Source organism: Dinghuibacter silviterrae, assembly GCF_004366355.1.
Lineage (GTDB): Bacteria > Bacteroidota > Bacteroidia > Chitinophagales > Chitinophagaceae > Dinghuibacter > Dinghuibacter silviterrae.
This window is the reverse complement of sequence record NZ_SODV01000001.1, coordinates 2,697,179-2,720,967: the sequence shown is the minus strand read 5'-3', so window position 1 is coordinate 2,720,967 and position 23,789 is coordinate 2,697,179. Positions and strand designations below refer to the sequence as shown.

Below are 23,789 nucleotides of genomic sequence, written 5' to 3'. Positions count from 1 at the left end.
CTTTATTGTACGTCGAGGGCGACGCATTGAACATCCCCGGTTACCCGGACCGTATACGCTCCCGCGTTGATCATGCCGCCGGTATCCGTCAACACGCTTCCTTTTTTCCCGGTGGCTGTGGGTTTGAATGTCAATTGTTCTTTTTTCAACACGACTCCGCCGGCATCCATCAGCGTCAGCATGCCCGCTGCCGGGCCCTTCGTATTGATATAGCGTACCGTCAGCGAATATGTATCCGCTACCCCCAGCGTAAAGTGCCAGGTATTCGCGCTGTCGGGCGCATAGCTTTTTGAAGACCGTACGTCGTAGGCCGGGGTGCCGATGGTGTCGTTATCGAGCCAATGGATAACGGGGCCATCGGAACCGGCGGGGATCCCGGTTTCGTGCCCGGCGATGGCGATCGCGCTGATCACCGCCTGGCCTGCGGCTACCCTTGGGAAAGAGAGGTCCAGGCGCCCTCCGCTGACGTGGGCGGTGACGACTTTTTTGACGGCCCCATGGGTCCCCGCTTCTTTCCAAAGGTCCACGTCTTGCAGCACCGTTTCCCCATTAAAGGCGACGTCAAAAAGCCGCCAGCCCGTGGCATCCACGCCTCCGCCCTCTCCATACCAGGGTTCCATAAAATACAGTTCCACCCGGTAGTCCCCGTCGGGGAGCGGGAATGTATACCTTAACTTGTCCCTGCCATACCGGAAAGTCTGGAACAACGGCCAGTCGGTTGTTCCCCGGACGGGGTCAAAAATCTGACGCTGGCTGGCAAAGCTGGCCGGTAACCCCGGGTAGTCGTCCGTCCAGGAGGAGGAGCCCCAACTGGTGTCGGTGTGCCGCTCCCGGTCGGCCATCCAGGTATTGCCCTGCCGGTCCGTATAAGCGGGACCGCCGCAATGGACGCGGTACCAATAGTAATAACCGGGCGCGGGTGCCGTCAGCGCAGTGCTGCCCGCATACAGGTCGTCGAAGTGGGGCGCCGCCGGTAAATGCCTCAGTACAATGGAGTCCGACGCCACGACTTTGCCACCGATATATCCTTTTGCATACAATACGTTATACTGTACGTCCACGCTGTCCCAGCGAAACGGCGGGCGTTTGCGGCCCAGGGATATGGCGTTCACGTCGTTAAAGAGTTCGACCTCGTCGCAGTTGGAGAAGATGGTGATGTTGTTTTTTATTCCGGGTTCTTTCCAGCGGTCGGGCCAGGTGTGGGACACGATGTACACCATAGGGCCGGCGGCGCCGCCGGAGCCCGGGCCGTGCGCCGCCGCGGCGGCCAGGCCGCGCGTCAAATGGGCACGAAACAAGTAATAGGCATCAACTGGTTCGCCCCATTCCGTCAGGAGTCCCTTGTAATTGACAGGCCCGATCCGGTCCAACTCCCTCAAGCCTTCCCCACTCTGCACCCTCCCGGGATTGTCGTGGGAAGAGAACAACCAAAAGAACTGTCCCACGGCGTCCGCGCGCACCGAATCGGCGGCGTTGAGCTTCATCTCCAGCAACTGGTCCATCCGCTCCTCACTATAAGGTCCCTTGGCGATGAAGGGGCCTTCGGTGTGCAGATCGGTGGTCCGCCATGCGCCGTACTCACCCACGAGGACCTGCCGTTTTAAGTCCGAGGCGTACGTCGCGGGATCTCCTCCATAGGTGCCCGTCCAGTTTTGCGGGACGTCCCAGTCGGTCCCTTCGCCCCCGTTGCAGGTCGTTACGAGTCGCTGGATCGAGGCCGTGGGATCGAGCTTCCGGATCGTATCCACGCAAAGACGGGCAAAGTCCGCCGGGAGGTGGCTTTCGTTCTGGAGCCCCCAAAGGATAACGGAGGGTTCGTTGCGTCTTTCCCTTATCCAGTCGGTCAGCAGGCGAAGGAAGTTTTGCCGGAAGGCTGGCGTATCGAACCATATATGGGCGGAAAACTGCGGCCACCACAACAGACCCGTACTATCCCATATCTGGCCATATAAAAGGTTGTGCGGCTGGTGGGCGTCCCGGAACGCGTTAAAACCCGCGGCGCGGATCATCCCGGCGCGGGCGCGGATCTCCGCTTCCTCGAAGGCGTGGCTGCCGCCGAGGCGGTGCTCATACTCCGCAATCCCGTTGATAAAAACGGGGCGGCCGTTGACCAACAGGCGATGCTTTTCCCAGGTGATGGTCCGGATGCCAAACGGGGTCGTGACCTGATCGGTGATGATTCCATCCGCGCGTATTTGCGCGACCGCCTTATACTGGAACGGGTCCTCCGGGGACCAAAGGTGCGGTTCACGTATGATGATGTCTCCCCGCAGCGTTTTTGTTTCTCCGGCCTGTAGTTGCGCCCCGGCGATCTCCGTCCCGTTAACGGTGACGGTTAACCGCCTTGGTTGATCGTCATCGTTGGTGACGTCCACCTCCGCATGCACCCGTCCACTCGTATCCTCGTTCCAAAGATGCACCCCGAAAGGCGCCACGTGCACCGCTCCCGTCACCAGGAGGTGTACCGGCCGGAAGATGCCCATGGGCTGTGAGCCTTCGGAAAATCCCCGGTCATCAGAGCAGCCGCCGCACACCCAGGGAAGGTCCGTTATAAAAGCCGGGTGGTCGGCGCGCACCGCCAACAGGTTGACCCCATGGTGCAGCGCCCGCGTAACGTCCAGTGTAAATGTCGTCCGTCCCCCGGCATGTGTACCAACGAGGACCCCGTTTACCCATACGGTGGCGTAGGAGCCGACGCCTTCGAAATACAAAAAGCACCGCTGGTCTTTCCTCAGCATCGGTGCAAAAAAAATCTTCCGGTACCAGGCGTATCCGTGGAGGTTGCCGTGAACCAGCCGCCGGTAGCCTCCGTAATCATCCCAGTTGTGGGGGACGCTGACGCGCTTCCAGGCGCTTTCGGGAAAGCCCGGTCGCTCAAACCCGTCGAATGCGTGCTGGTTCTTCGGATCCATGACCGTCCGCCAGTCCTCGTCCATGCGGAAATCCACGCGCGGACCCGCTTCGGGATGCAGCTCCGCATGCCAGCCGTCGATAACGGTACCCACACTGGTCAGCGTCCCGTCAAACAAATAGGATACGCCCCGGCGCGCGTCAAAGCGTACCACCTGTCCGTGGTAGACCAATGTACAGGGGCCGTTCGCGGCCGCGTGCACCACCGCGCGCGTCAATGCCCCGGCTGACCATTGCAACGCCAGTGTGAATCCGCCCCGGGCGCCCAATCCGTCGACGGACCCGTTCGCCCAGGCCGCGGGCAACGCCGGAAGCAGGTCGATGCCGGTGCCCTGGCTTTGGACAAGCATTTCCGCGATGCCCGCGGCGCCGCCAAAGTTGCCGTCGATCTGGAAGGGGGGATGGGCGTCAAAAAGGTTGGGGTATACGCCTCCCTTTTCCCCCGCCCCATCGTCCGCGGGAGATAATAATTTGTCGAGGAGCCGAAGGGCGTGATCGCCTTCGCGGAAACGCGCGAGCAGGTTCACCTTCCAGGCAAGACTCCAACCCGTTCCCCCGTCGCCCCGGTACCGGAGGGAGGTGCGGGCGGCGCGCAGGAGGGCGCTGTCCGCCCAGGTGATGTCGGTACCCGGGTAAACGCCCCACAAATGGGAGACGTGCCGGTGTTCGTCCGCGGTATCGTCCTTGTCCTCCAGCCACTCCTGGAGCTGTCCATAGCGGCCGATCCGGTTGGGCGCGATCCGGTCACGGGTCGACGCCCAACGCCCGCGGAGCGCGGAGTCCACGCGGAGCACCCGGGACGCGGCGATACAGTTGGTCAACAAATCCCGGATGATCTGGTGATCCATGGTGGGCCCGGCGACAAGTCCCCCATGTTCCGGTGAATTGGACGGGGTGCTGATCAACCAGCCCGTCTGTGGATCCGGTACCAGGAAGTGGCATGCGAAGTCAGCCGCAGACCGCATCACCGGGTATTCTTTCTGAAGCCAGCCCGTGTCCTGTGTATAGCGGAAGTGGTCCCAGATATGGTGACAAAGCCACGCGCCCCCGCTGACCCATATACCGTGGGTGGACGCATTAATGGGCGCTGTCCCCCTCCATTGGTCGGTATTGTGGTGGAGCACCCAGCCCGGCGCGTCGTAATAATCTTTCGCGGTGGCTTTCCCTGCCTCGGCCACCTCCCCAATCAGCCGGAATAACGGTTCCGCACAACCGGAAAGGTGCAGCTCGTCCACCGGCCAGTAGTTCATCTCCAGGTTGATATTGGTCGTATACTTGCTGCCCCAGGGCGGCGTAAGCAGGTTGTTCCAGATACCCTGGAGGTTTGCGGCCCCGGTCCCCGGCATCGACGACGAGATCAGCAGGTATCGCGCGTACTGCAGGTAGAGGGCGACCAGGGAGGGGTCGTCTTTTTCGGTAAAATTTTTAATGCGCTCGTTTGTCGGGAGGTTTTCGTTCGGGCCATGCCCCAGGTTCAGGTGGAAGCCATCGAATAAATAGCGATAGGCCCGGACGTGGGCGGCGTAAGTGTCTTCGTCCACGTGTTGTAAAGCCGTGTTGCAACGTTTTATTGGGTCTGCCGATACATCCTTGTAGTTTTTGAAGTTGGTCGCGGCGACCAGGTACAGCGTGACCTCGTCTGCGCCATCTACGTTCAGGCCGTCGCTTGTTGCGGTGACATGCCCACCCTTTGCTTGCACGCGCAGGTAGCTGACACCCCGCATAACCCCGTCCCGGACTTTTAGCGAAAGCCCCAGGGTATGCTCATCCACCCGAAAGATCCGGTGCTCCCGGTGCGGCGTCTGTAGCAATGCGGTAAAACGCAACGCACCCCGCCGGTCCGCGCGAAGACGCATCACGATCCCATCCTCGCCCGCAAAATAGGTCCGCGTATAGTGCACCCCGGCCCGTGTATACGAGACCAGGCCGGTCGCGTCGTCCAGGTTCAATGAGCGGCGGTAATCCTTCGCCTCGCCGGTGGCATGGTCCTCCAACAGCACATCCCCAAAGGGCTGGTAGCTGGCCTCGTACTGCGGATAAGACGGCGGGTTCTCATCCTGGATATGGTATTTCCAGGAACCCCGGAGCGAGACGGGCGTGCCCGACCCTGCGGATATTTCCAGGGTGGGCTGGCTCCCCTTTACCCCCACCAGTCCGCCTTTATCAAAATAGTTAATAACCTGAACGGAAATCCGGTTCACCCCCGGTCGTACGATACCCGCTTTTATAATATACCTGCGTTTGTTGTTGATACCCTCCCCCGCGCCGACGCGAACGCCGTTGACGTAGGTAAAATCCTCGTCCCTGATTTTGCCGAGGTCCAGGACAAGGTCCTTTCCCTTCCAGTCATCGGGTGCAACAAACGAACGGTGAAACCAAAGCGCCCCGTCTACCCCTTCCAATCCTTCCGTCTCCCAGCCGTTAAGCGTGGGGATGGGCATGGTGGGCCAGTCCTCGTCCGCAGCCGTTGCGCCGCTGGTGTCTGAACGGACTTTGCGCAGCCAGGCGGTTTTTTGAAGCGCATACACCGAATCGCTTTTGTCTTTGGCCCCCATAAAATGCTGCTCCGCGAGGGCCATCGCCGAATCCTGCCGGCCCTCCGCGAGGAGCTTCCGGATGGGCTTTAGGTATAGGTGGGCGTCCGGCCGCTGGTAGCTACGGGGGCCGCCGGTCCAAAGCGTCGCCTCGTTGAACTGGAGGTGCTCGGTGTCCACGCCCCCATAGATCATGGCGCCCAACCGGCCATTGCCGATGGGCAGGGCTTCGGTCCACCCGCGGGCGGGGTGGGTGTACCAGAGGAGGAGGGTGTCGCCGTCGGGTGGCGGCGCCGCCGCCCGCGCGCCATTTTGCCCGGCAGCCTTCATCGCGCCAATGCGATCGACGGGCCCTGCGACCTGTGCACCGGCGCGACCGTCAGACCGGGGCTCGCGCGTAAGCGCCAACGCCACTAGCGCCGCAAGCAGGTACCCCAGCCGTCTCATGGCTTGCCCTCCACTACTTTGGCCCTGCCAAGCTCATTTGCCAACAGGAAAACCTTGCCCTCGCTTTGCAAAAAGATATCCGTGCCCTCCGCCGCCCAGCAATTGTGCACCAGCACACGATCGACACGCCCCAGCCGCAGCACGGGCACCCCCTGCAAGGGCTGCGGATCGGTCACCCCATCCAGCTCCAGCTGACGCACGGAATCCGCATCGACGGCGGGACCGCGCCGCGTATGGATACGCACCTGGTGAAACGCAACGCGACCGGCGTGGTGGAGGACAAACCCGGTCTCCGCCTCCAGTTGAACGTCGTCCAGCACGATGTCATCGGGTGGCATTTCTTCCAGGCCGTTGATAAGCCCCGCCACGGCTGCGGAACCCGTAATGTGGCTGAAGGTAAAGTTTTGGAACCGCGGCGTGCGTTCCGAAACCGCTTCCGGCCGCGAGCCCCCGTATTGCATGTCCAGGACGATCGCCTGGGTTTTTATGTGGTCCATGATCACGTTCTCCACGCGCACGTCCTCGACGATCCCGCCTCGACCGCGCCCCGTTTTGATACGGATACCCCGGTCCGTGCCGTCAAACACGCAGTTGGAAACCACCACGCGTCGGACGTCCCCGCTCATTTCGCTCCCGATGGTCACGCCCCCATGCCCGGCCAGCATGGTGCAGTTCGTAATGGTAATGTCCTCGCAAGGCGCCGCCAGGTTACGGCCGTCCCTGTCCTTCCCACTTTTGATCGTCACACAGTCGTCCCCTGCGCTGATATGGCAGTCGGAAATATGGACATACCGGCAGGATTCCGGATTAATGCCATCCGTATTGGGTGACTTCGGGTTGGCGATGGTCACCCCGGTAACGGTGACGTTGGTACAAAACTCCGGGTTGATGGTCCAGAAGGGCGGGTTGCGGAAGGTCACCCCCTGGAGCAGGACGTTGCTGCAATGCAGGAACTGCACACAAGGCGGCCGGAGAAAGCCCCTTTCCATCCAGGCCGAGTCATCCGGTTTGACGATGCCCACGTTGTTTGCCGTAAAGATAGCGGCCCAATGGGCGCGCCCGCTGGTGTCGCCTTTCCCCATGGCAAAGTCCCACCACCGGCGACCGTTCCCGTTGACCGTTCCCCGCCCCGTGATCGTGATGCAACTGTCCCCAAAGGCATATAAAAGGGGGGAAAAATTATGCACGCTTGTCCCCTCCCAGCGCGAGGGCACCATCGGGAGATAGTCTTCGAAGCGGTCGCTGAAATCCAGCTCCGCCCCTGCGTCCAGGAAAAGCGTGAGGTGGCTTCGCAAACGGATCGGCCCCGTGAGGTAGTGGCCCGCGGGGAAATACACGGTTCCCCCGCCGGCGCGCTCCGCTGCGTCTATCGCCGCCTTGATCGCGGCAGTGCACGAGTGTGCGCTGTCGGCGATGGCGCCGTAGGCGAGGACGTTATAGAAGGGCACCGCGGTCGTCGCGGGGGCCACCGTCGGGCGCGTCGGCGCGGTCGCCGACCGGCGCTCCGGCCCCGGCGCCGCGGTGGCAGCGCGATGCGCAGGCGCCGCCGCGTTTTGCGCGCCCGCCGGCGCGCCCGCCATCAGGAGGCCCAGCAGGGCCAGTATATATTTTTCCATAATTATTTATCAAATAACCAATCCACATTGACGGCCCCCGGGCTATGCAGACCCGCGTCATAAGCGCTAAAGACCTGATCCCCGTCGATAAAGCCGAGCACAAGACAAGCGCCCTTGCCAAGACTCAACGTATGCGTCCCGGCAGGGTATGCAAAAGCATGTACATTCACCACCGGCAAGCCCGGCACCAGCAGCGCCCCTGCGAGCCGGATGTCCGCCTGCCCAAAGTCGTTGGCGCTCGCGTCGGTCTCCAGTTGCGGTTCCTGCAGAAAAGCCTTGTCGTGGGTGACAAAATAGCCCACCAGGACCTTGACGGGCCGGGTGCTGGTGAACCGCACGCTGGTATCCCCACCAAAAGGGAGGCGTACGCCCCGAAGCCCCCGGAGGGGAACGGCCAGGTCTTGGATCACGACGTTCGTATCGCTAAAGACGCGCGATCCCGGCGCCAGCGTAAAGGTGTCTCCTTGTACGGTCACAGCGGCCGCGCGCAGGGGTTCTACCTGTGGGGGTTTTTGCGTCCGGGCCGTATGCAAGGAGTCCAAATTTTTTATAAACCGCTCCCGTTCCATTTGATAGAGGGGCAGCATCTCTGCCCAGGTCTTATACGTGCCGTCCGCACCACGGATGGGGATCTTTCGCTGGGCGGTCTGCATGCTGTTGGCATACCGGTAGGTACCCCGGGTTAAATCATTCAGCGTATCGAAGGCCCGCACGCTCGCGGTCAACGGCGCCACGGCCGAGTCCAGGTCCGCCAGGTCCCCCGAATACGTATACCGTAGTACGTGAAGGGCGGCTTCTATTTTGTCTGCGTAAAAATCCGCCAGGGCGCGGTAGGCTCGCATATCGTTGCTCAAGCGCTTGAACTCGGGGTGCTGACGCGTCACAGCCGGCGCCGCGCGGTCGATCGCCTCCACCGCCTCCCGGCCCGCCCTTATCACGTCGTCCGCCACAGACACGGGGGTTTCGCCTTCATGGTTTTCGTGCGCCCAGTCCCGGGCGGCATATTGCGCAAGGCTTTCGCCCGGGGGTGCCTCGGATTCATATAGAAGCGAAAACAAACCAAACCGGTTGGGGTCGATCAATTGGTCCATAAACATCCCGAGCGTAAGGGTCTGGCGGTTGCCGTCGGTGATGCCGACCCGGCGCAGGAGCTCGGGCGCGATGATGCCGGAGGCGTTGTAGGCGGCGAGAATGGCCGCGCCGCCGTCAGTCCCGCATCCAAACCGCGTTCCGAGCAAGGTGGACCAATAGGCTGTCTCAGCGGCGCTGTCCCGGTGACAGTTCCAGGCGTATCGCGCCCAGGCCCGGTACCAGATCCAGTCGCGGTCCATTTCCAGGAGGCGGGCGGCGGGTGCGCCCCCGCCCACGCTATCCGCACTATACGGCCAATCCCAATAGGACGCCTGGGGGTAAAGGTGCAACCCCTTCGCCCCGTAGACGGCGTGCATCGCCTGCACACAACGCTGGATAAAATCCGCGGAGCCGTAGCGGAACGGCTCCAGGTTGGCCATGATGTGGACGTTTTCGATCTGGATCGGTGCCATGCGGCTCAGGGTTCGGTGCAGCTCCGCCCAGGAGCCGCGCGGTGTGTAGGTTGTCAGGGCCTCCCCGTTAAATTTGGCTTCCGTATACAGGTGCGCGTAGAGCGGAAGCGCGGCGCGAAGGTCGGCGGGGGCGTCGGTATCGTGCGCCCTCAGGACCAGGGGCGGCAGGTCGGTACGGCCCAGTGCGTGAAGACCGTCCAGGACGCCGGGGATAATGGTTTTTGTCAGCCAGTCGATGTCATCCTGCCCGACGCCCTCCATGGCTTCGCCTAAGGTGAACATAAGACCGGTGTTCGGGTATTGCTCGACAAAAGCGGCGATCGACTTCCGGGTATAGTCCGCGATAAGGGGAATGATGTGCCGGTTCCGGTCCTGTGTCTTGAGGTGGTTGGCCTTTGCAAAAGGCTGGCTGACGATGATGTTGTAAAACGTCTGGATCACCCATATCCCCCGTTTGTCCGCTTCAGCGGTGAGGAACTTGAACAAGGCGCGGTTCTTTTCAAGAATGGAGTCGGGCACTTCCACGGCATAAGGATACGCTTTGACACGGACCAGGGAGGCAAACGGATGTCCGTTCCAAAGACAAAGCGCGTTCATCCGGTTATTGGCCATACTGTCCAGGTACCGGAGCCAAAGCGCCCGGTCATAAAACCAGCGAAAATTCTCCGGGGTATATGGATATTCATAAGCGCCCCGGCCCGGCAGGAGGGTGGGCTTTTGCAAACCGATACAGGTGGCCCGGAACGGCATTTCCGGATGATCGGACACGTGGATTTTCGCGGGCAAACCCTTCCGGGCCGCCACGGTATCGGCGAGTTCCATACATCCGTATAACAGACCGGAGGCGTCCGAGGCGGTGACCTCGACGCGGCCGTTTTTCGACTCGATCAGGAATCCTTCCTGTGGCAGGCCCTTGCGGAGGATCAGCACCACGGGGCGCTGCACCCCCGCCGCTTTCAGGGCTGCCGTCAGGCGTGCGGCGCCGTAGTGGACGCGGGGCGCCGCATTCGGCGGCAAAACGACCCGCGGCGCCGCCGGCAAGAGAACCCGCGGCCGGGCCGCCCCTTGCCCAACCACCGGGCAGGTCAACACGCAGCAAACAATATAGGCGAAAATCTTTTTCATAAAAATAATTCCGGCCGTACCCCGCCCTCCTCACTGGAGCGATAGGCAGCCTCCACACAGGCCATGGTGTGGAGGACATCGTCGACGCTGTTGTCGGGACGGGGGATGAGCCCGTCGGCGGCCGCCATGACCTGCGCCATGGAGCCGATAAAGGCGTGGGGAAACCACGACCCCGACAGGGGTAGGCTTTGCCAGGCGGCGTCGCCCCTGACGATATATTCGAAGGTATCTTCCTGTCCCTTTGGGTAGTCCAGGAGCAACCCCAGACCGATCCGGATCGCGCCCTGCGTACCTTCCAACTGGATATACGCCTGCTGGTGACGGGTATGAAAGTCGTGGGCGTGATGGGTCGAGATGCCCACCCGTAAAAAGTCACCATAGTCCATGATCAGGTGGGTACGCACGGGGGCAAGGTCAGGGGTGGAGGGGTGACGTACTGTTTTGGCGTATACGCTTTTCGGATCGCCCGCCAGGTTGCGCACCAGGTCGATGTAGTGGATGCTGTGGTACAGGATTTCGATGCGGGGGGACGTTTGGAGAAAGGTCCAAAGGTGCCAGGGGGTATACACATGAACGTGTATGTCGATGTCGCAAAGGGGGCCGATCCGGCCTTCCGCAAGAATACGCCTGGCTTCGGCGATAAAGGGCGCATAACGGAGTTGTACGTTCACCCCCGCGACAAAAGAACGCTCCTTCACCAGCCGGGCGATGGCCTTGGCTTCGGCCATGTCCCGGCCAAGCGGTTTTTGGATCAAAACAGCAGAACCCTCCGGCAATTGTTCGAGGGTGGGCAAAATGGCGTCCGCGGGGAGGGCAATGTCAAAAACGGCACGTTCCGGTGCGGAAACCACCATTTCCCTCAGGCTGCCAAACACCTGGGGTATGCCAAAGACCTCCGCGACCGCGGCCGCCTTTTCACGGATGGCGTCGTAGATCCCCAGCACGGGAAAGTCCGCCAGCCGGTACGCCGGCAGGTGTGCATCCTGGACGATCCCGCCCGCCCCGATGACAAAGACAGGACGGGGGTTTTGAATGTGTTCGTTCATATAGCAATCATCGTCAAAGGTTCAACCCGTAGAACCGGACGGCGTTTTCTCCCAAAACCGCCGCCTGGCCGGAAGCGTCGAGCAGGGAGGCCAGCGCCTCCCTGTACACCTTCCAGGTCCGTTCATACGTCCCCGCCAGCAGGGACACCGGCCAATCGCTCCCGCAACAACAACGCTCCACGCCGAAATGGGTCAGTATAAATTCCACATAAGGCTCAATATCCTTTGCTGTCCAACGGTCACCCATAGCCGAAGTAGCACCGAGGCCCGATATTTTTGCTAAAAAAGAAGGATGCCCGCAGGCCTCTTTCATCAACGCACCCCAACGCCCAAACCGTTCCCCCGACGCGATCGGAGGCTGGTTAAGGTGGTCGAAGATCATCCGCAGGCGGGGCACCAGGACCGCCACCTCCAGCGCCGTTTCGATGTGTTCGGGCCGCACACCCACCAGCTCGAAAACGAGGCCTTCCCGGGCCAGCAGACGCAACCCCTCGATGACCGTGGGTTGCAACAGCCAGCGGGGATCTGTCTCGTCGTGGATGAGGTGCCGGACACCCTTGAACAACGGCTGTCCCTTGTAGCGCTGCGCATACACGCGCTCCGCTTCCTCCGGGTCCGCCAGCGGCAACCAGCCGGTCACCCCCGCGATCCAATCGGTATGGGTTGCCACTTCCAGTATCCAGTCCGTATCCTCCAAATTGTTGGCCGCCTGCACCAGCACGCCCGCACGGACCCCGGCCGCCACCCGCTGCACCTCGATCTCTTCGATCGCATACGTACGCTTCAGGATGGAGGTGTCGTTGTCCAGCCAGCCGTACCTCGCCCTGGTAAAATCCCAGATGTGTATATGCGTATCAATAATAGCCACTTCCATATACGGGTAAATGTAGGCCAAATTGACGGTCTATAAGGTCGTTGTGCTCCCCCAGCAAAGGCGCGCCCCCACCCCCGTCCAGGGTCACCCCGTCGACCCGGATCGGACAACGCGTGGTCCGCACGCGAAGCCCCTGACTGGTCTCGACGGTGATTTCCATATCCAGCACCCGGTATCCCTCCTGCGCCCTGAGGCTGTCATAATCCAGGACAAGCGCGCACCATATACCGGCGGGTTCCAGCCGCGCGAGCCAGTTCCTTGCGGTTTGCGTAGCCAGGTGACCTGCCAGGTATTGTTTGATCTCATCTCTCCGGTCAAACCAATCGGAAGGGTCGGTATACCCTTCCAATGACGGGCACTCCAACAACCGTCCCAGTTGAGGCACGTCCGTCATCGCCAGCGCCAGGAATCCTTCCGCTGTCGGATAGATCCCGTAAGGAGCGGCGATATAGGGATTGCCGCCCCCCCGCGCGCTGCGGACGGGCAGTTCGCGTCCATCGTTGAGGAAGGACGTAAATGACTCGAACTGGAAGTCCATGATGGATTCCAGCATGCTGACCTGGACGAGGCCGCCTGCGGCGTCTTGTGCGCCCGGGGCGCCATTTGCACCCTGGCCGCCGTTGGCGCCCGCGCCCGTCCCCGCCACCGCGCGGCGGTACAGCAGCGCCAGTATGCCCTGGCAAACATGGGCCCCCGCCAGGATGTCTACCACGGCCACCCCCATGGGTGTCGGCGGCCGGTCCCGGTCGTGGCTCAGCCAGGTCAGCCCCGAGACCGCCTGGACCAGCAGGTCCTGGCCCGGCAGGTCTTTCCACGGCCCCTCATCCCCATACCCGCTGATCTCCGCGTAAACGATGCCAGGGTTCCGTTCCCGCACCGTCGCATAGTCCAACCCCAGACGCCCAATGACGCCCGGGCGGAAGTTGTGCATCACCACGTCGGCCCGGTCGATGATTTTTTTGACTTTTTCCAGGTCGGCCGGATGCTTAAGGTCCGCGGCATAGCTTTGTTTGTGCCGGTTGATGGCGTGAAAAATCGTGGACTCCCCCTCCAGTTGTACGTCCGACACATAAAGCTGACGGCAGATGTCGCCCGTCCCCGGGCGCTCGATCTTGATGACCCGGGCGCCCAGGTCGGCCAACCTAAGGGCGGCGGAGGGGCCGGACAGGAATTGGGAGAGGTCTACGACGAGAATATCTTCAAGAAGGTTCATGTGATCGGTGTTTGTTCGCGCCCGTTGGCGCCGCCAATTTTCGCGCCCGGCGCGGCGCTCTCGAATTGCGCCCGGATCGCGCGATTGTCCGCGCCCAGCGCAGGCGCCGCCTTTGCGGAATAGAGCCGCGCTCCGTCCAGCCGGATCGGACAACGGGTCGTACACACGCGCAGGCCGGAGGCCAGCCGCAGCTCCTGTTCCATCCCCAGGGCGCGGTACCCCTCGGCGGCGGTGAGCCCGTGCCAATCCAGGACCTCCATCGCCCAAAGGTCTTCCGCCTGCATCAGCCCCAGCCAGTGCGCGCTGGGCAGGCCGGCAAGGTGTGCCGCCAGCGCGGCTTTTATCTCGTCCCGCCGGGCAAACCCATCCCCGGGGGCCACCCCGGTAAGGGCGGCGAAGCCGATCGCCCGGCCCAGGCGGTGAAGGTCGGCCATGGCGATCGCCACGTACCCATCGGCGGTTGCGTAGACACCGTAAGGAGCGCTGAGCAACGGGTTGCCATTGGACACCTTGCTCCTTTCGGGCAAACGTCCTCCATTGAGATAGGTCGTCATCAACTCAAACTGAAAGTCCATCAGGGACTCCATCATACTCACTTCCACCAGCGCGCCCTTCCCCGTTTTATGCCGGCGGATCAGCCCGCCCAGGATCCCCTGGACGAGGTGCGCACCGGCCAGGGTGTCGGCGATGGACAACCCAAAGGGCACCGGGGGATCGTCCCCGTTCCCCGTCGTATAGGTGAGCCCGCTCATCGATTGGAGCAGGAGGTCCTGACCGGGCTTGCCGCTCCAGGGCCCCCCGGGACCAAAGCCGGAAATGACCGCATAGACCAGCCGGGGGTTGACACGCAGGACTTCCCCGTATCCCAACCCAACGGCGTCCATCACCCCCGGGCGGAAGTTGTGTAAAAGCACGTCTGCCTCGGCCACCAGGCGAAGCAGGAGCGCCCGTTCTTCCGGAGACTTCATGTCCGCCTCCAGGCTTTCCTTGTTGCGATTGATGGTATGGAAAAGAAGGCTGTTCCCATCCCCCGTCCAAAGGTTTTTGATCGACAGCCGCCGGCAGGGATCGCCGCTCCCGGGCCGTTCGATCTTGATGACCCTCGCGCCCAGGTCCGCAAGGCGCAGCCCCGCGGAGGGGCCGGAGAGGTATTGTCCGAATTCGAGGACGGTGACGCCCCGAAGGGGGAGGTCCGGCGAGGCGGCCGCCCCGGCGGGGCCGTGCGCGACAGCGGCGCGCGATTCGACGGGGCCGTGCGCGGCTTGGGCTTCAGGCTTCATGCATGCACATTTTCCGGTGCCAGGCTTCGCCTGTACACCTCGTTGAGTTCATCGAGCGCGGACGCGGGCCGGCGCTTTCCCATCAAGGCCTCACGGAGCGGATCGCCCCCATGGTCCTGGAAAAACAAATAGCCGTCATAACGGGGACGCGTATACCCGCGCTCCATGGCGGGGAGTACGACCCGGAAATAGTCGTTGCACAGCCGGTTGGCCTCCGCGTCGACCCAGGCGCTCCGGTGAGCGGGTTGCCCGCCGTGCTGGAGATAGAAAGTGGATTGACATTCCCCGGAGGTAACCCATTGGGCAAACGCCAGGGCCTCTTCCATGTGGATACAGCGGGTGGAAATGGCCAGCCCGGTGCCCCCGATGGTGCTCCGGAGCCGGTTGCCGCGCAGGGCAACCAGGTCCGCGTACGTCAGACGGGTACGGGCATACCCCCGGCGGGTATAGTTGGAGTACCCATAGGCAAAAGGGCAATACCAGAAATCGTCCGTCCGGGTCATGACCTCCGCTACGCCGATGGGGTTGAGTTGGAACATCTTTTTGTCGAGCAGCCCATACAGCTCCTGCATCGTCTCCAGCGCCACGAGACCCGTTACCCGGTCTACGACTTCGTCTTTACACTGAAAGGGAAGCGCGCCATGGGCGATGCAAAACATATAAAAGTTCATCAGGATGTCTATCGGGATAGCGGGCACGGCCACCTTTCCCCGGCGGGCCAGCGCGAGGACCTCGTTCCAGGTGCCGGGCACACTGACCTGGTGCCGGTCCAGGAGGTCCTGGCGGTAGCTGGCGACCGGGGTGGCGGCGTCCAGGGCAAGGGCCCACTGGTGCCCGTCGTAGCGGTAGCTGGGATGCGAGTCCCCGGTGGAGTGTCGCGCCTGGTCTTCCAGGAAAGCGGCCGGCAGCAAGGTATCCAGCGGCAACACGCAGCCCGTGGCCGCGGCCCGCCCCACCCAGGGATGGTCGATGACCAGGAGGTCGTATTGTTCCGTAAGTGCTTCGAGGGGTTTATCGGCAAACTCCTGGAGCGAACGCTGCGTCCAGGTGACCGACACATCGGGGAATAATTCGGAGAACCGCTGTGCAGCGGCCAGCAAGGGGGTCACGCCCCTTGAATGCGACCAGGTGATCCCCTTCAACAATAGCGCAGGCATCGTCAATATTTTTAGTCAATGTGCGGCGTCCCCGGGGACGCGCTTCTCTACCAACAACAGGTGATCGCAAACCATCACCAGGTCTGAGCGCTGGTTGAAGACCTCCAGGCCTTCGGTGACCAGGCCATAGCCCGGCCGTTTATGTTCTTTTCGTTCCCGGACGGTCACCTTTACACGGAGGGTATCGCCAATAAACACCGGCTGTAAGAAACGAAGCCGGTCGTATCCATACGTCATGGACACTTCGTTGATGACCCCCGCGGTCATACCCACGGCCACGCTAAAGACCAGCGTACCATGCGCGATCCGTTTTTTGAACGGTTGCTGCTTGCACCATTCCTCATCCATGTGGTGGGGGTAGAAGTCCCCCGTCTGCCCCGCGTGCAGGACGATGTCCGTTTCCGTGATCGTGCGCCCCGTGCTGTCACGGACACTGCCTGGCTCAAACTCCTCGAAATATTTCCTCATGGGGCACTAAGGTACCCCGGCCCCCCGGGGAGGGCAATGTAAGGTCTTACTGAAATGATGGAATATCTTACTATCGCCCGCCGAGTTCCGCGGTCGCCAGCAGATACGCCCCAATCCCCTTCGGGTCGTCGCGGACAACTTTTTCACTCAAGTAGTATGCGTAGCTGCCGTCGCGGTAGTGCGCGCCGCCCAGCCCGCTCACGCTCACCGTTCCGTCGAGGTGACCGTCGGGGGTGACAAAACGGTGGAGGATACCCGCATAGCCCCTGGACGCGGCGGCCTTGAACCGCGAAGGCAAAAGACCCAGGCGCACCCCTTTGGCAAGGGTATAGACAAAAAGACAGCTGGCGGATGCCTCCAGGTAATTACCCTCGCGGCCGGGGTAGTTGAGTACATCCCACCAAAGACCGGTGCCGGGGTCCTGGACCGCACTAACGGCCGCGGCAAACCGACGAAAGACCGCTACCAGGGTGTCCCGCCCGGGCCTGTTTTTAGGAAAATCTTCCAGGACGTCTACCAGCGCCGCGCCATACCAGCCCATCGCGCGGGCCCAGAAGTTCGGAGAGCAGCCTGTCAGGCTGTCCGCCCATTTTTCCCGGTGAGACGCGTCCCAGCCGTGATACAAAAGACCCGTCCGGGGATCACGGGCGTATTTTTCCATCAGGATAAACTGGCGGGCGATGTCCGTAAAGTCGGTGTCCTCTCCCGTCGCAAGGGCGTAATGATCATAAAATGGTTCGGCCATGTACAAACCGTCCAGCCACATCTGGTCGGGGTAGGTTTTTTTATGCCAGAAACCGCCTTGTGCGTTTCGGGGTTGCCGGCGCAACTGTTCGCGCAACCGGTCTGCGGCCAGCTTGTATTTGGCCTGGCCCGTTGCCTTCCATAAAAAGAGAAGGACCCTGCCTGTATTGATATTGTCCAGGCTGAGGTCCTCCTCCTTATAACTCCGGATGTTCCCATCGTTTCCAATATAAGGATCGATGGTGTGCCGGATGTAGGTGAAATAAGTACTGTCGTGTGTGCGTGTCCAGAGGGCCTGCATTCCCGCCAGGACAACGCCCTGTTCATAGTTCCAGTGGATGGGCCGTCCAACGGCCATGGAGTCTTTCCAAAGGGTCATGGCGGTGACCGCCACTTTGTCTTGGGTCCTTCCCATCCGCGGGAACAGACAAAAGATGAATACAACGCACGCGAATCGCATGCGCGTGAAATTACATCAATTTGAATATAACGCCGGCCTGGATGTTGGTGATGTCATACCCCGCTTCGGCATTGAACCCGAATTTGGGGGTGACAAAATACGATGCCCCTACAAATACCCCCGCGACAGGCACGACGTCATTGCTCGAATAGGTGACGTTCCCTTCATACCACTGATGGTGACGGAAACCCAAACCGGCCGAGACACCGCCATACGTATCCAGGTTCGGGACACCCCAGCCGCAATGCCAGGCGGCGCGGGCGGCCACCACGATGGTGTGCGCCTTATAGTTCGCATAATAGCCACCGTTGGAAAATGAGCCACCGATTTCTCCACCCAAAGTAATGACACCAGGCCCTGCCTGCCACAGGCCAAATTCCAATGCGGCCTTCGTACCAAAACCGGAATTGTAATTGTAATTCCCATAATCCGCACCGGCGCCCACACCAAGGTTGAGCACAACGCTCCCCACCTGTACGGGGCCGTCACCACCTCCTCTTCTCGATTGGGCGTTGGAAACGGTGGCCCCTCCTAAAAAGAGGAGCGTGCATGCGACGTGAATCAGACGTAATCTTTTCATAAATAAATAGATATATACCTAGGCCCCTGCAATTATTATTCCAGATATTTCTTTGGTTCTCCGCGGCAGCGAACGGGTGCCGCGGCGGGCGGCCGCCGCGGCACCTCATGGGGCGCAAGAGCCTCGTACGAGGCTGTCTAGTGGGCAGTAGCGGGTTTTTGTGTCGTTGTGTCACCCGGGACCACGGAGTGTTTCGTGGCGCTGTCGCGCCGGAGGGGCTGCCGGGCGGCGCTGTCGCGCGGAGGCGCGGTATGCGAGACCGTATCGCGAGTCGCCGGGGACCGGTGCGCGGCCGTATCCCGCAGCGCGGGCAGCACCGCGCCTCCGTAGGACGGGTCGATGGGCTGCAGCTCCCGCGTCTTTTTGCGCCTGCCCTTGAACAGGGTCAACAGGTTCACCCCGACTACATCGGGAACCGTCCCCGAGTTGGCGGCATTCTTTGCGTTTTGGGTAAGCGTCCGGTCCGTTTTTTCGGAAGCGCTGAGGGGGACGCCTTTGGAGATGATCTTCAGGGCCTTGGGGTCCAGGCTTTTTTTGGCAAGTTCCTGTTCCTTGTCTTCGAAATGGGCGTTGACAAAGTCTCGCGCAAATTGATCCTTGGAAGGATGTGCCCGGATAAAGGCGGTGGCGATATAGGCGGTATCGGTCTCCATAATGACCACGTGGGCGTGGTCGGAGCCGTTATTGACAATGATGTGTTGGGGTTTATAGCCTACGCTGGTGAGCTCGATTTCCTGGCCAAGCAGGGCCACGATGCCAAAGGAGCCCCGGTCGCTGGTGATGGTTCCCCGTCCCGTCCCCTTGATGACGATGCTGACGGCGGGCAGTGGCTTCAGGCTGTCCTTGGAAAGGACGATACCGTTGACCTCGACCAGTGAGTCGTGCTGAGCCCAGGTGAACATAGGGACAGTGAGCAGTAAGCAGAGGAGAAGGGAACGCATGGGGCACAAACTACTTCCTTTCCGTGATCCACGGGCGGCTGCGCAATGCTTTTAGAAAAGAATTAACTTCCTCCTATGAAGTATTTGTTTGCCGCCACCGCGTTGCTCCTTTGCATGGCTTGCCGTACCCACGTCCCGGTCCACACGGTGGATTGGCCGGTGTATGGAGGGGGAAAGGACAGCCGCCACTACGCCTCATTGACCGAAATCGATACCAGCAACGTGGACCGCTTGTCGGTGGCGTGGACCTATCATACCGGGGACGCCGACAAGACGGGCACACAGATCCAGGTAAACGGGCTGGAGGACGAGGGCGTCTTCTACGGGGTATCGCCACATCTGAAGGCTTTTGCCCTGGATGCCGCGACGGGACAGGAGCGCTGGACCTTTGATCCCTCGACGCAGGGGGAGTCTTCCCTGAACGTTTGCCGGGGGGTAGCCTTGTATAAAAACGGCAACGAGTTACGCTTGTTTTATTCCGCGGGCGCCCACCTGTTTTGCCTGGACGCGCATACCGGGAAGCCCATTCCTTCTTTTGGCCAGGGCGGTTCAGTTGACCTCCACGACGACCTGGACCGTCCGGCCCGGGAACGGTATGTGGCGTCCACGACCCCGGGGTTAATCTATAAAGACCTCATCATCATCGGTACACGGGTGGATGAAACCACGCCGGCGGCGCCGGGATCCATCCGCGCGTACGACGTACATACGGGGGCAAGACGCTGGATCTTTCATACGATCCCCTGGCCGGGCGAGGCAGGATACCATAGCTGGGAGGATTCCACGGCCTGGCGTTACGCTGGCGCCGCCAACACCTGGGCGGGTTTTAGCCTGGACGAAGCCAGGGGTGTCGTCTTCGCTCCCACGGGGTCCGCGAGTTATGACTTTTACGGCGGCAACCGCCGGGGCGAAGACCTTTTTGCCAACTGCGTCCTGGCGCTGGACGCGGCCACGGGGCGGCGCCTGTGGCATTTCCAGACGGTACACCACGACCTGTGGGACCGGGACCTGCCGACGCCCCCTGTGCTGGCCACCCTCCATAAGGATTCCAAACCGGTAGACGCCGTCGTCCAGATCACCAAAAGCGGGTTTATCTTCGTCCTGGACGGAACGACCGGCGCGCCGCTCTACCCGGTCACCGAGACACCGGTGCCCACCCAGAGCGAGTTGGCCGGCGAGCAGCCCTGGCCGACCCAGCCGGTCCCCACCTACGAGCCGCCTTTTACCCGTCAGCAATTGACCATAGACAACCTCAATCCGCTGGTATCCGACACCGCCGACCTCCGGAAGCGCCTCGACAGCTACCACAACGGGCTTTTTCAACCGCCCTCCCGGGAGGGGACGGTGATCTTCCCGGGTTTTGACGGCGGGGGGGAATGGGGCGGGCCCTCTTACGACCCGGCGACCGGAATACTGTATGTCAACGGCAGCGAGATGCCGTGGGTGCTCACAATGGTGCGCGTCGGCAAGGGCCCGGATCCCATATACGGTGAGGCCGCGCGCATGCGCTCCACCAACCTCGAAGCCGGCCAGGCCCTCTACGCCACGCGCTGTATGAGCTGTCATGGACCCGAACGCCAGGGCGGGGGCAACTACCCTTCCCTGCTCCATGCCCCCAAGGACTATACACAGGACCGCTTCTTCCAATTGCTTCGTACGGGCCGCCGGATGATGCCGGCCTTCCCAGACCTGGGTGAGGGCCAGCAAAAAGCCCTGGCCTCCTTTATCTTAGACGACAAAGACCTGCAAACAAGGCCCTATACGGCCCCGCCGGCTCCTCCCCTGTCGGGCTATGATTCCATGCCGTTTACCTCCACCGGTTACAACAAATTCCTTACCCGGGACGGGTATCCGGCGGTGTCTCCGCCCTGGGGTTTTCTCACGGCCATCGACCTGGAACGGGGCCGCGTCCTTTGGAAGGATACGCTGGGGGACGACCCTGCTTTCAAGGCGCGGGGCATCCATACCGGGACCGAGAACTATGGAGGCTCGGTTGTCACCGCCGGGGGGCTGATTTTTATCGCAGCCACCCGGGACGCCAAGTTCAGGGCCTTTAACAAGCGGGACGGCCGGTTGCTTTGGGAAACCGACCTGCCCGCCTGTGGGTTTGCGACCCCCAGCGTGTATTCGATCGACGGCAAGGAGTACGTGGTCATCGCCTGTGGAGGCGGGAAGCTGGGCACCCGGTCGGGGGATGCCTATGTGGCGTACGCACTGCCGTGAGGCGGCGCGGCCCACGAAGGGCGGCGGCGAGCCACGATGCGGCGGCGCGAGCCGCAAAAGGCGGGCGCGGCCCGCTACGCCTCCACCGCCGCCAACTCCATTTCGACGGCCGCAATCGCGTGTATCGTCTTCATCACCGAATCCGGCGTCACCGAAATGCTGTCGATGCCGAGCTCCACGAGGAAGCGCGCAAAGTCGGGGTGGTCGGAGGGACCCTGTCCGCAGATCCCGACCTTTACGCCTTTGCGTTTGGCGGTCTGGATGAGGTGGGTGATGAGGCGTTTGACGGCGGGGTCGCGTTCGTCGTAGATGTCGGCCACGAGGGAGGAATCCCGGTCGAGGCCGAGGGTCAGTTGGGTGAGGTCGTTGGAACCGATGGAAAAGCCGTCGATGTGGTCGGCAAATTCCTCGGCCATCAGTATGTTGGAGGGGATCTCGGCCATGAGGTAGAGCTCCAGCCCCTGGTCCCCTTGCTGTAAGCCGTATTCGGCCATGGTTTCCTTGACCTTCAGGAGTTCGCCGATGGTCCGGCAGAAGGGGATCATCACGATGACGTTGGACAACCCCATTTCTTCCCGGACCTTTTTGATGGCCCGGCATTCCAGGCCGAAGGCCTCTTTATACTCCCCGGAGTAATAACGGGACGCGCCCCTCCAGCCGATCATGGGGTTTTCTTCCTTGGGCTCGAAGTATTTTCCGCCGAGGAGGTTGTAGTACTCATTGCTTTTGAAGTCGGAAAAACGGACGATCACTTTGTAGGGATAAAAGGAGGCCGCTATGCGGGCGATCCCGTAGGCCAGCTTGTTGATAAAAAAGTCGGTCTCGTTGTCAAAGCCCACGATCTTTCCACGGATGATGCGCGACAGTTCGGCGTCCCCGATCTTTTCGTGTTGGAGGAGGGCCAACGGGTGCACCTGTATGTAGTTGTTGATGATAAATTCTTCCCGGGCGAGCCCTACGCCCTTGTGGGGCAGTTGGGCAAACTGGAAGCTCATGCTGGGGGAGGCTACGTTGAGCATGAGGGGGGTGCGGATCGACGGCAGGTCGTCGAGGTCGTATTCTTTGCGCAAGTAGTCGATTTCGCCGGCGTAGACAAACCCGTCCCCGCCTTCGGCACAGCTGATGGTCACGGTCTGCCCGTTGGATAGTACGTCGGTGGCGTTGCCGCAACCGACGATGGCCGGGACGCCCATCTCCCGGGCGACGATGGCGGCGTGACAGGTCCGTCCGCCCTTGTTGGTGACGATGGCGGAGGCGCGTTTCATGACGGGTTCCCAGTCGGGGTCGGTCATGTCGGTCACGAGGACGTCCCCGTCGTGAAACTCGTGCCCTTCGATGACGCGTTTGTCGAGGGAGTAGAGGATGTTTACGTTCCCGGAAGCGATCTTGTCCCCCACCGCAATCCCCTTGGTAAGGATCTTTTCGGTGCGCTGGGGATCGTTGATGCTGTATTCGGTCACCTTACCGGCGTCCTTGCGGGAATGGATCGTTTCGGGTCGCGCCTGTACGATAAAGAGCTCCTTGGTCAGGCCGTCGATCGCCCACTCCACGTCCATCGGCGTCCAGGTATTCCGGAGCCCGGAATAGTATTCTTCTATCTGTACCACCCATTGCGCAAGCAGGAGGGCGGTGCTGTCCTTGAGACAAAAACGCGACTGGAAGCCCTTGTCGGTCGGGATCACCTTGACGCGCTCGTCGGCCGTATCTCCATAGACCATCATCTTGTCCTTGACCCCCATCCGCTTTTCGATGAGCGACGGGAAACCCGCGGCCATGGTCGGTTTGTGGACGATGTATTCGTCCGGGGATATCGCTCCCTGGACCACGAGCTCACCAAGCCCGTAGGAGGCGTTGATCACCACCACGTCCTTGAAACCGGACTCTGTATCGAGGGAAAACGCCACCCCGGAAGCGCCGAGGTCGGACCGTACCATCTTTTGCACCCCAATGGACAAACCCACGGCAAAGTGATCGAACTTAAAGCTGTGGCGGTAGCTGATGGCCCGGTCCGTAAACAGCGACGCGAAACAGTTGCGCACCGCGTCGATGAGGTCTTCGGGTCCCCGCACGTTAAGGTAGGTCTCCTGTTGCCCCGCAAAGCTGGCGTCGGGCAGGTCTTCGGCCGTAGCCGATGACCGGACCGCCACGTCCGTGTTGAGCTGTCCGTAGGTATCGGACAGCGCATAGTAGGCTTCGACGATCTCCTCCCCCAGCTTGACCGGGAAACGTGCATTCCGCATCAGGCTGCGGACCTCCAGGCCCGACCGGCGCAGGGACTCCACGCTTTTGTAGTCGATGGCCCCGATCAATTCACGGATCTTGACCTCCAGCTTGTTCGCCTTGATGAATTCATTGTACGCGTGCACCGTGATCACAAATCCCTTGGGGATCCGGATACCCAGTTTGCTGAGGTTTTGCAGCATTTCACCTAAGGAAGCGTTTTTGCCACCAACGAGATCGATGTCCCCGATCCCGACCTTTTCCAAGAGAATAATGTTTTGCATACGCGGGCGTTTATTTAAGTTCCGAAGATACTTACAAACCATCGTTAGTAGCATAGGAAATTTTGCTTAAACGTTTAGGCCGGGCGTTACAGCGGAATATAACGGGGTAAACGCTTGATATGA

14 protein-coding genes are annotated in these 23,789 nt (G+C 61.3%); 1 reads left to right on the top strand and 13 read right to left on the bottom strand.

Translation table 11 applies throughout. The features are described from left to right. Positions 1–2: 2 nt before the first annotated feature. The 12 genes from EDB95_RS27535 to EDB95_RS11830 all read right to left on the bottom strand — a co-directional run bounded on the left by EDB95_RS27535 (position 3) and on the right by EDB95_RS11830 (position 18,939). Positions 3–5,891, bottom strand: a complete 5,889-nt coding sequence (locus EDB95_RS27535) for a glycosyl hydrolase family 95 catalytic domain-containing protein (protein ID WP_162852566.1) — start codon at positions 5,889–5,891, stop codon at positions 3–5. Then, positions 5,888–7,507, bottom strand: a complete 1,620-nt coding sequence (locus tag EDB95_RS11880) for a glycoside hydrolase family 28 protein (protein ID WP_211352090.1) — start codon at positions 7,505–7,507, stop codon at positions 5,888–5,890. The genes EDB95_RS27535 and EDB95_RS11880 overlap by 4 nt, the downstream gene beginning before the upstream one ends. A gap of 2 nt (positions 7,508–7,509) precedes the next feature. Continuing rightward, complete coding sequence (locus EDB95_RS11875; protein ID WP_133993852.1) at positions 7,510–10,176, bottom strand: hypothetical protein; 2,667 nt, start codon at positions 10,174–10,176, stop codon at positions 7,510–7,512. After that, complete coding sequence (locus EDB95_RS11870) at positions 10,173–11,222, bottom strand: Gfo/Idh/MocA family protein (protein WP_133993850.1); 1,050 nt, start codon at positions 11,220–11,222, stop codon at positions 10,173–10,175. Before EDB95_RS11870 ends, EDB95_RS11875 begins: the two co-directional genes overlap by 4 nt. 13 nt (positions 11,223–11,235) lie before the next feature. Continuing rightward, positions 11,236–12,096 carry an amidohydrolase family protein gene (locus EDB95_RS11865; protein WP_133993848.1) on the bottom strand — a complete coding sequence of 287 codons (861 nt, stop codon included), beginning with the start codon at positions 12,094–12,096 and terminating at the stop codon, positions 11,236–11,238. Further along, entirely contained in the window at positions 12,077–13,309 is a 1,233-nt protein-coding gene (locus EDB95_RS11860) for a CaiB/BaiF CoA transferase family protein (RefSeq protein ID WP_133993846.1), read from the bottom strand. Before EDB95_RS11860 ends, EDB95_RS11865 begins: the two co-directional genes overlap by 20 nt. Further along, entirely contained in the window at positions 13,306–14,589 is a 1,284-nt protein-coding gene (locus tag EDB95_RS11855) for a CaiB/BaiF CoA transferase family protein (RefSeq protein WP_133993844.1), read from the bottom strand. The genes EDB95_RS11860 and EDB95_RS11855 overlap by 4 nt, the downstream gene beginning before the upstream one ends. Next, positions 14,586–15,746: an extracellular solute-binding protein gene (locus EDB95_RS11850; protein ID WP_133993842.1), complete on the bottom strand. Its 1,161-nt coding sequence runs from the start codon at positions 15,744–15,746 to the stop codon at positions 14,586–14,588. Before EDB95_RS11850 ends, EDB95_RS11855 begins: the two co-directional genes overlap by 4 nt. 15 nt (positions 15,747–15,761) lie before the next feature. Beyond that, positions 15,762–16,214, bottom strand: a complete 453-nt coding sequence (locus tag EDB95_RS11845) for a MaoC family dehydratase (protein ID WP_133993840.1) — start codon at positions 16,212–16,214, stop codon at positions 15,762–15,764. A gap of 70 nt (positions 16,215–16,284) precedes the next feature. Next, a complete protein-coding gene (locus tag EDB95_RS11840) occupies positions 16,285–17,418 on the bottom strand; it encodes a glycoside hydrolase family 88/105 protein (RefSeq protein WP_133993838.1) in 1,134 nt (377 codons plus the stop codon). Positions 17,419–17,428: 10 nt separating this feature from the next. Then, complete coding sequence (locus tag EDB95_RS11835; protein WP_133993836.1) at positions 17,429–17,998, bottom strand: hypothetical protein; 570 nt, start codon at positions 17,996–17,998, stop codon at positions 17,429–17,431. 137 nt (positions 17,999–18,135) lie between these two features. Next, a complete protein-coding gene (locus EDB95_RS11830) occupies positions 18,136–18,939 on the bottom strand; it encodes a carboxypeptidase-like regulatory domain-containing protein (RefSeq protein ID WP_133993834.1) in 804 nt (267 codons plus the stop codon). Between the two features lie 75 nt (positions 18,940–19,014). On the opposite strand from EDB95_RS11830, the gene EDB95_RS11825 reads away from it, so the two are divergent. Further along, positions 19,015–21,162, top strand: coding sequence for an outer membrane protein assembly factor BamB family protein (locus EDB95_RS11825; protein ID WP_133993832.1), 2,148 nt, complete (start codon positions 19,015–19,017; stop codon positions 21,160–21,162). Between the two features lie 74 nt (positions 21,163–21,236). On the opposite strand, the gene ppsA is transcribed toward EDB95_RS11825, so the two are convergent. Continuing rightward, positions 21,237–23,666: a phosphoenolpyruvate synthase gene (gene ppsA / locus EDB95_RS11820; RefSeq protein WP_211352089.1), complete on the bottom strand. Its 2,430-nt coding sequence runs from the start codon at positions 23,664–23,666 to the stop codon at positions 21,237–21,239. Between the last annotated feature and the right edge of the window lie 123 nt (positions 23,667–23,789).

Bases quoted from the DNA above. Each gene is read 5' to 3' on its own strand.
- EDB95_RS27535 (WP_162852566.1), bottom strand. From the start codon at position 5,891: ATGAGACGGCTGGGGTACCTGCTTGCGGCGCTAGTGGCGTTGGCGCTT.
- EDB95_RS11880 (WP_211352090.1), bottom strand. From the start codon at position 7,507: ATGGAAAAATATATACTGGCCCTGCTGGGCCTCCTGATGGCGGGCGCG.
- EDB95_RS11875 (WP_133993852.1), bottom strand. From the start codon at position 10,176: ATGAAAAAGATTTTCGCCTATATTGTTTGCTGCGTGTTGACCTGCCCG.
- EDB95_RS11870 (WP_133993850.1), bottom strand. From the start codon at position 11,222: ATGAACGAACACATTCAAAACCCCCGTCCTGTCTTTGTCATCGGGGCG.
- EDB95_RS11865 (WP_133993848.1), bottom strand. From the start codon at position 12,096: ATGGAAGTGGCTATTATTGATACGCATATACACATCTGGGATTTTACC.
- EDB95_RS11860 (WP_133993846.1), bottom strand. From the start codon at position 13,309: ATGAACCTTCTTGAAGATATTCTCGTCGTAGACCTCTCCCAATTCCTG.
- EDB95_RS11855 (WP_133993844.1), bottom strand. From the start codon at position 14,589: ATGAAGCCTGAAGCCCAAGCCGCGCACGGCCCCGTCGAATCGCGCGCC.
- EDB95_RS11850 (WP_133993842.1), bottom strand. From the start codon at position 15,746: ATGCCTGCGCTATTGTTGAAGGGGATCACCTGGTCGCATTCAAGGGGC.
- EDB95_RS11845 (WP_133993840.1), bottom strand. From the start codon at position 16,214: ATGAGGAAATATTTCGAGGAGTTTGAGCCAGGCAGTGTCCGTGACAGC.
- EDB95_RS11840 (WP_133993838.1), bottom strand. From the start codon at position 17,418: ATGCGATTCGCGTGCGTTGTATTCATCTTTTGTCTGTTCCCGCGGATG.
- EDB95_RS11835 (WP_133993836.1), bottom strand. From the start codon at position 17,998: ATGAAAAGATTACGTCTGATTCACGTCGCATGCACGCTCCTCTTTTTA.
- EDB95_RS11830 (WP_133993834.1), bottom strand. From the start codon at position 18,939: ATGCGTTCCCTTCTCCTCTGCTTACTGCTCACTGTCCCTATGTTCACC.
- EDB95_RS11825 (WP_133993832.1), top strand. From the start codon at position 19,015: ATGAAGTATTTGTTTGCCGCCACCGCGTTGCTCCTTTGCATGGCTTGC.
- ppsA (WP_211352089.1), bottom strand. From the start codon at position 23,666: ATGCAAAACATTATTCTCTTGGAAAAGGTCGGGATCGGGGACATCGAT.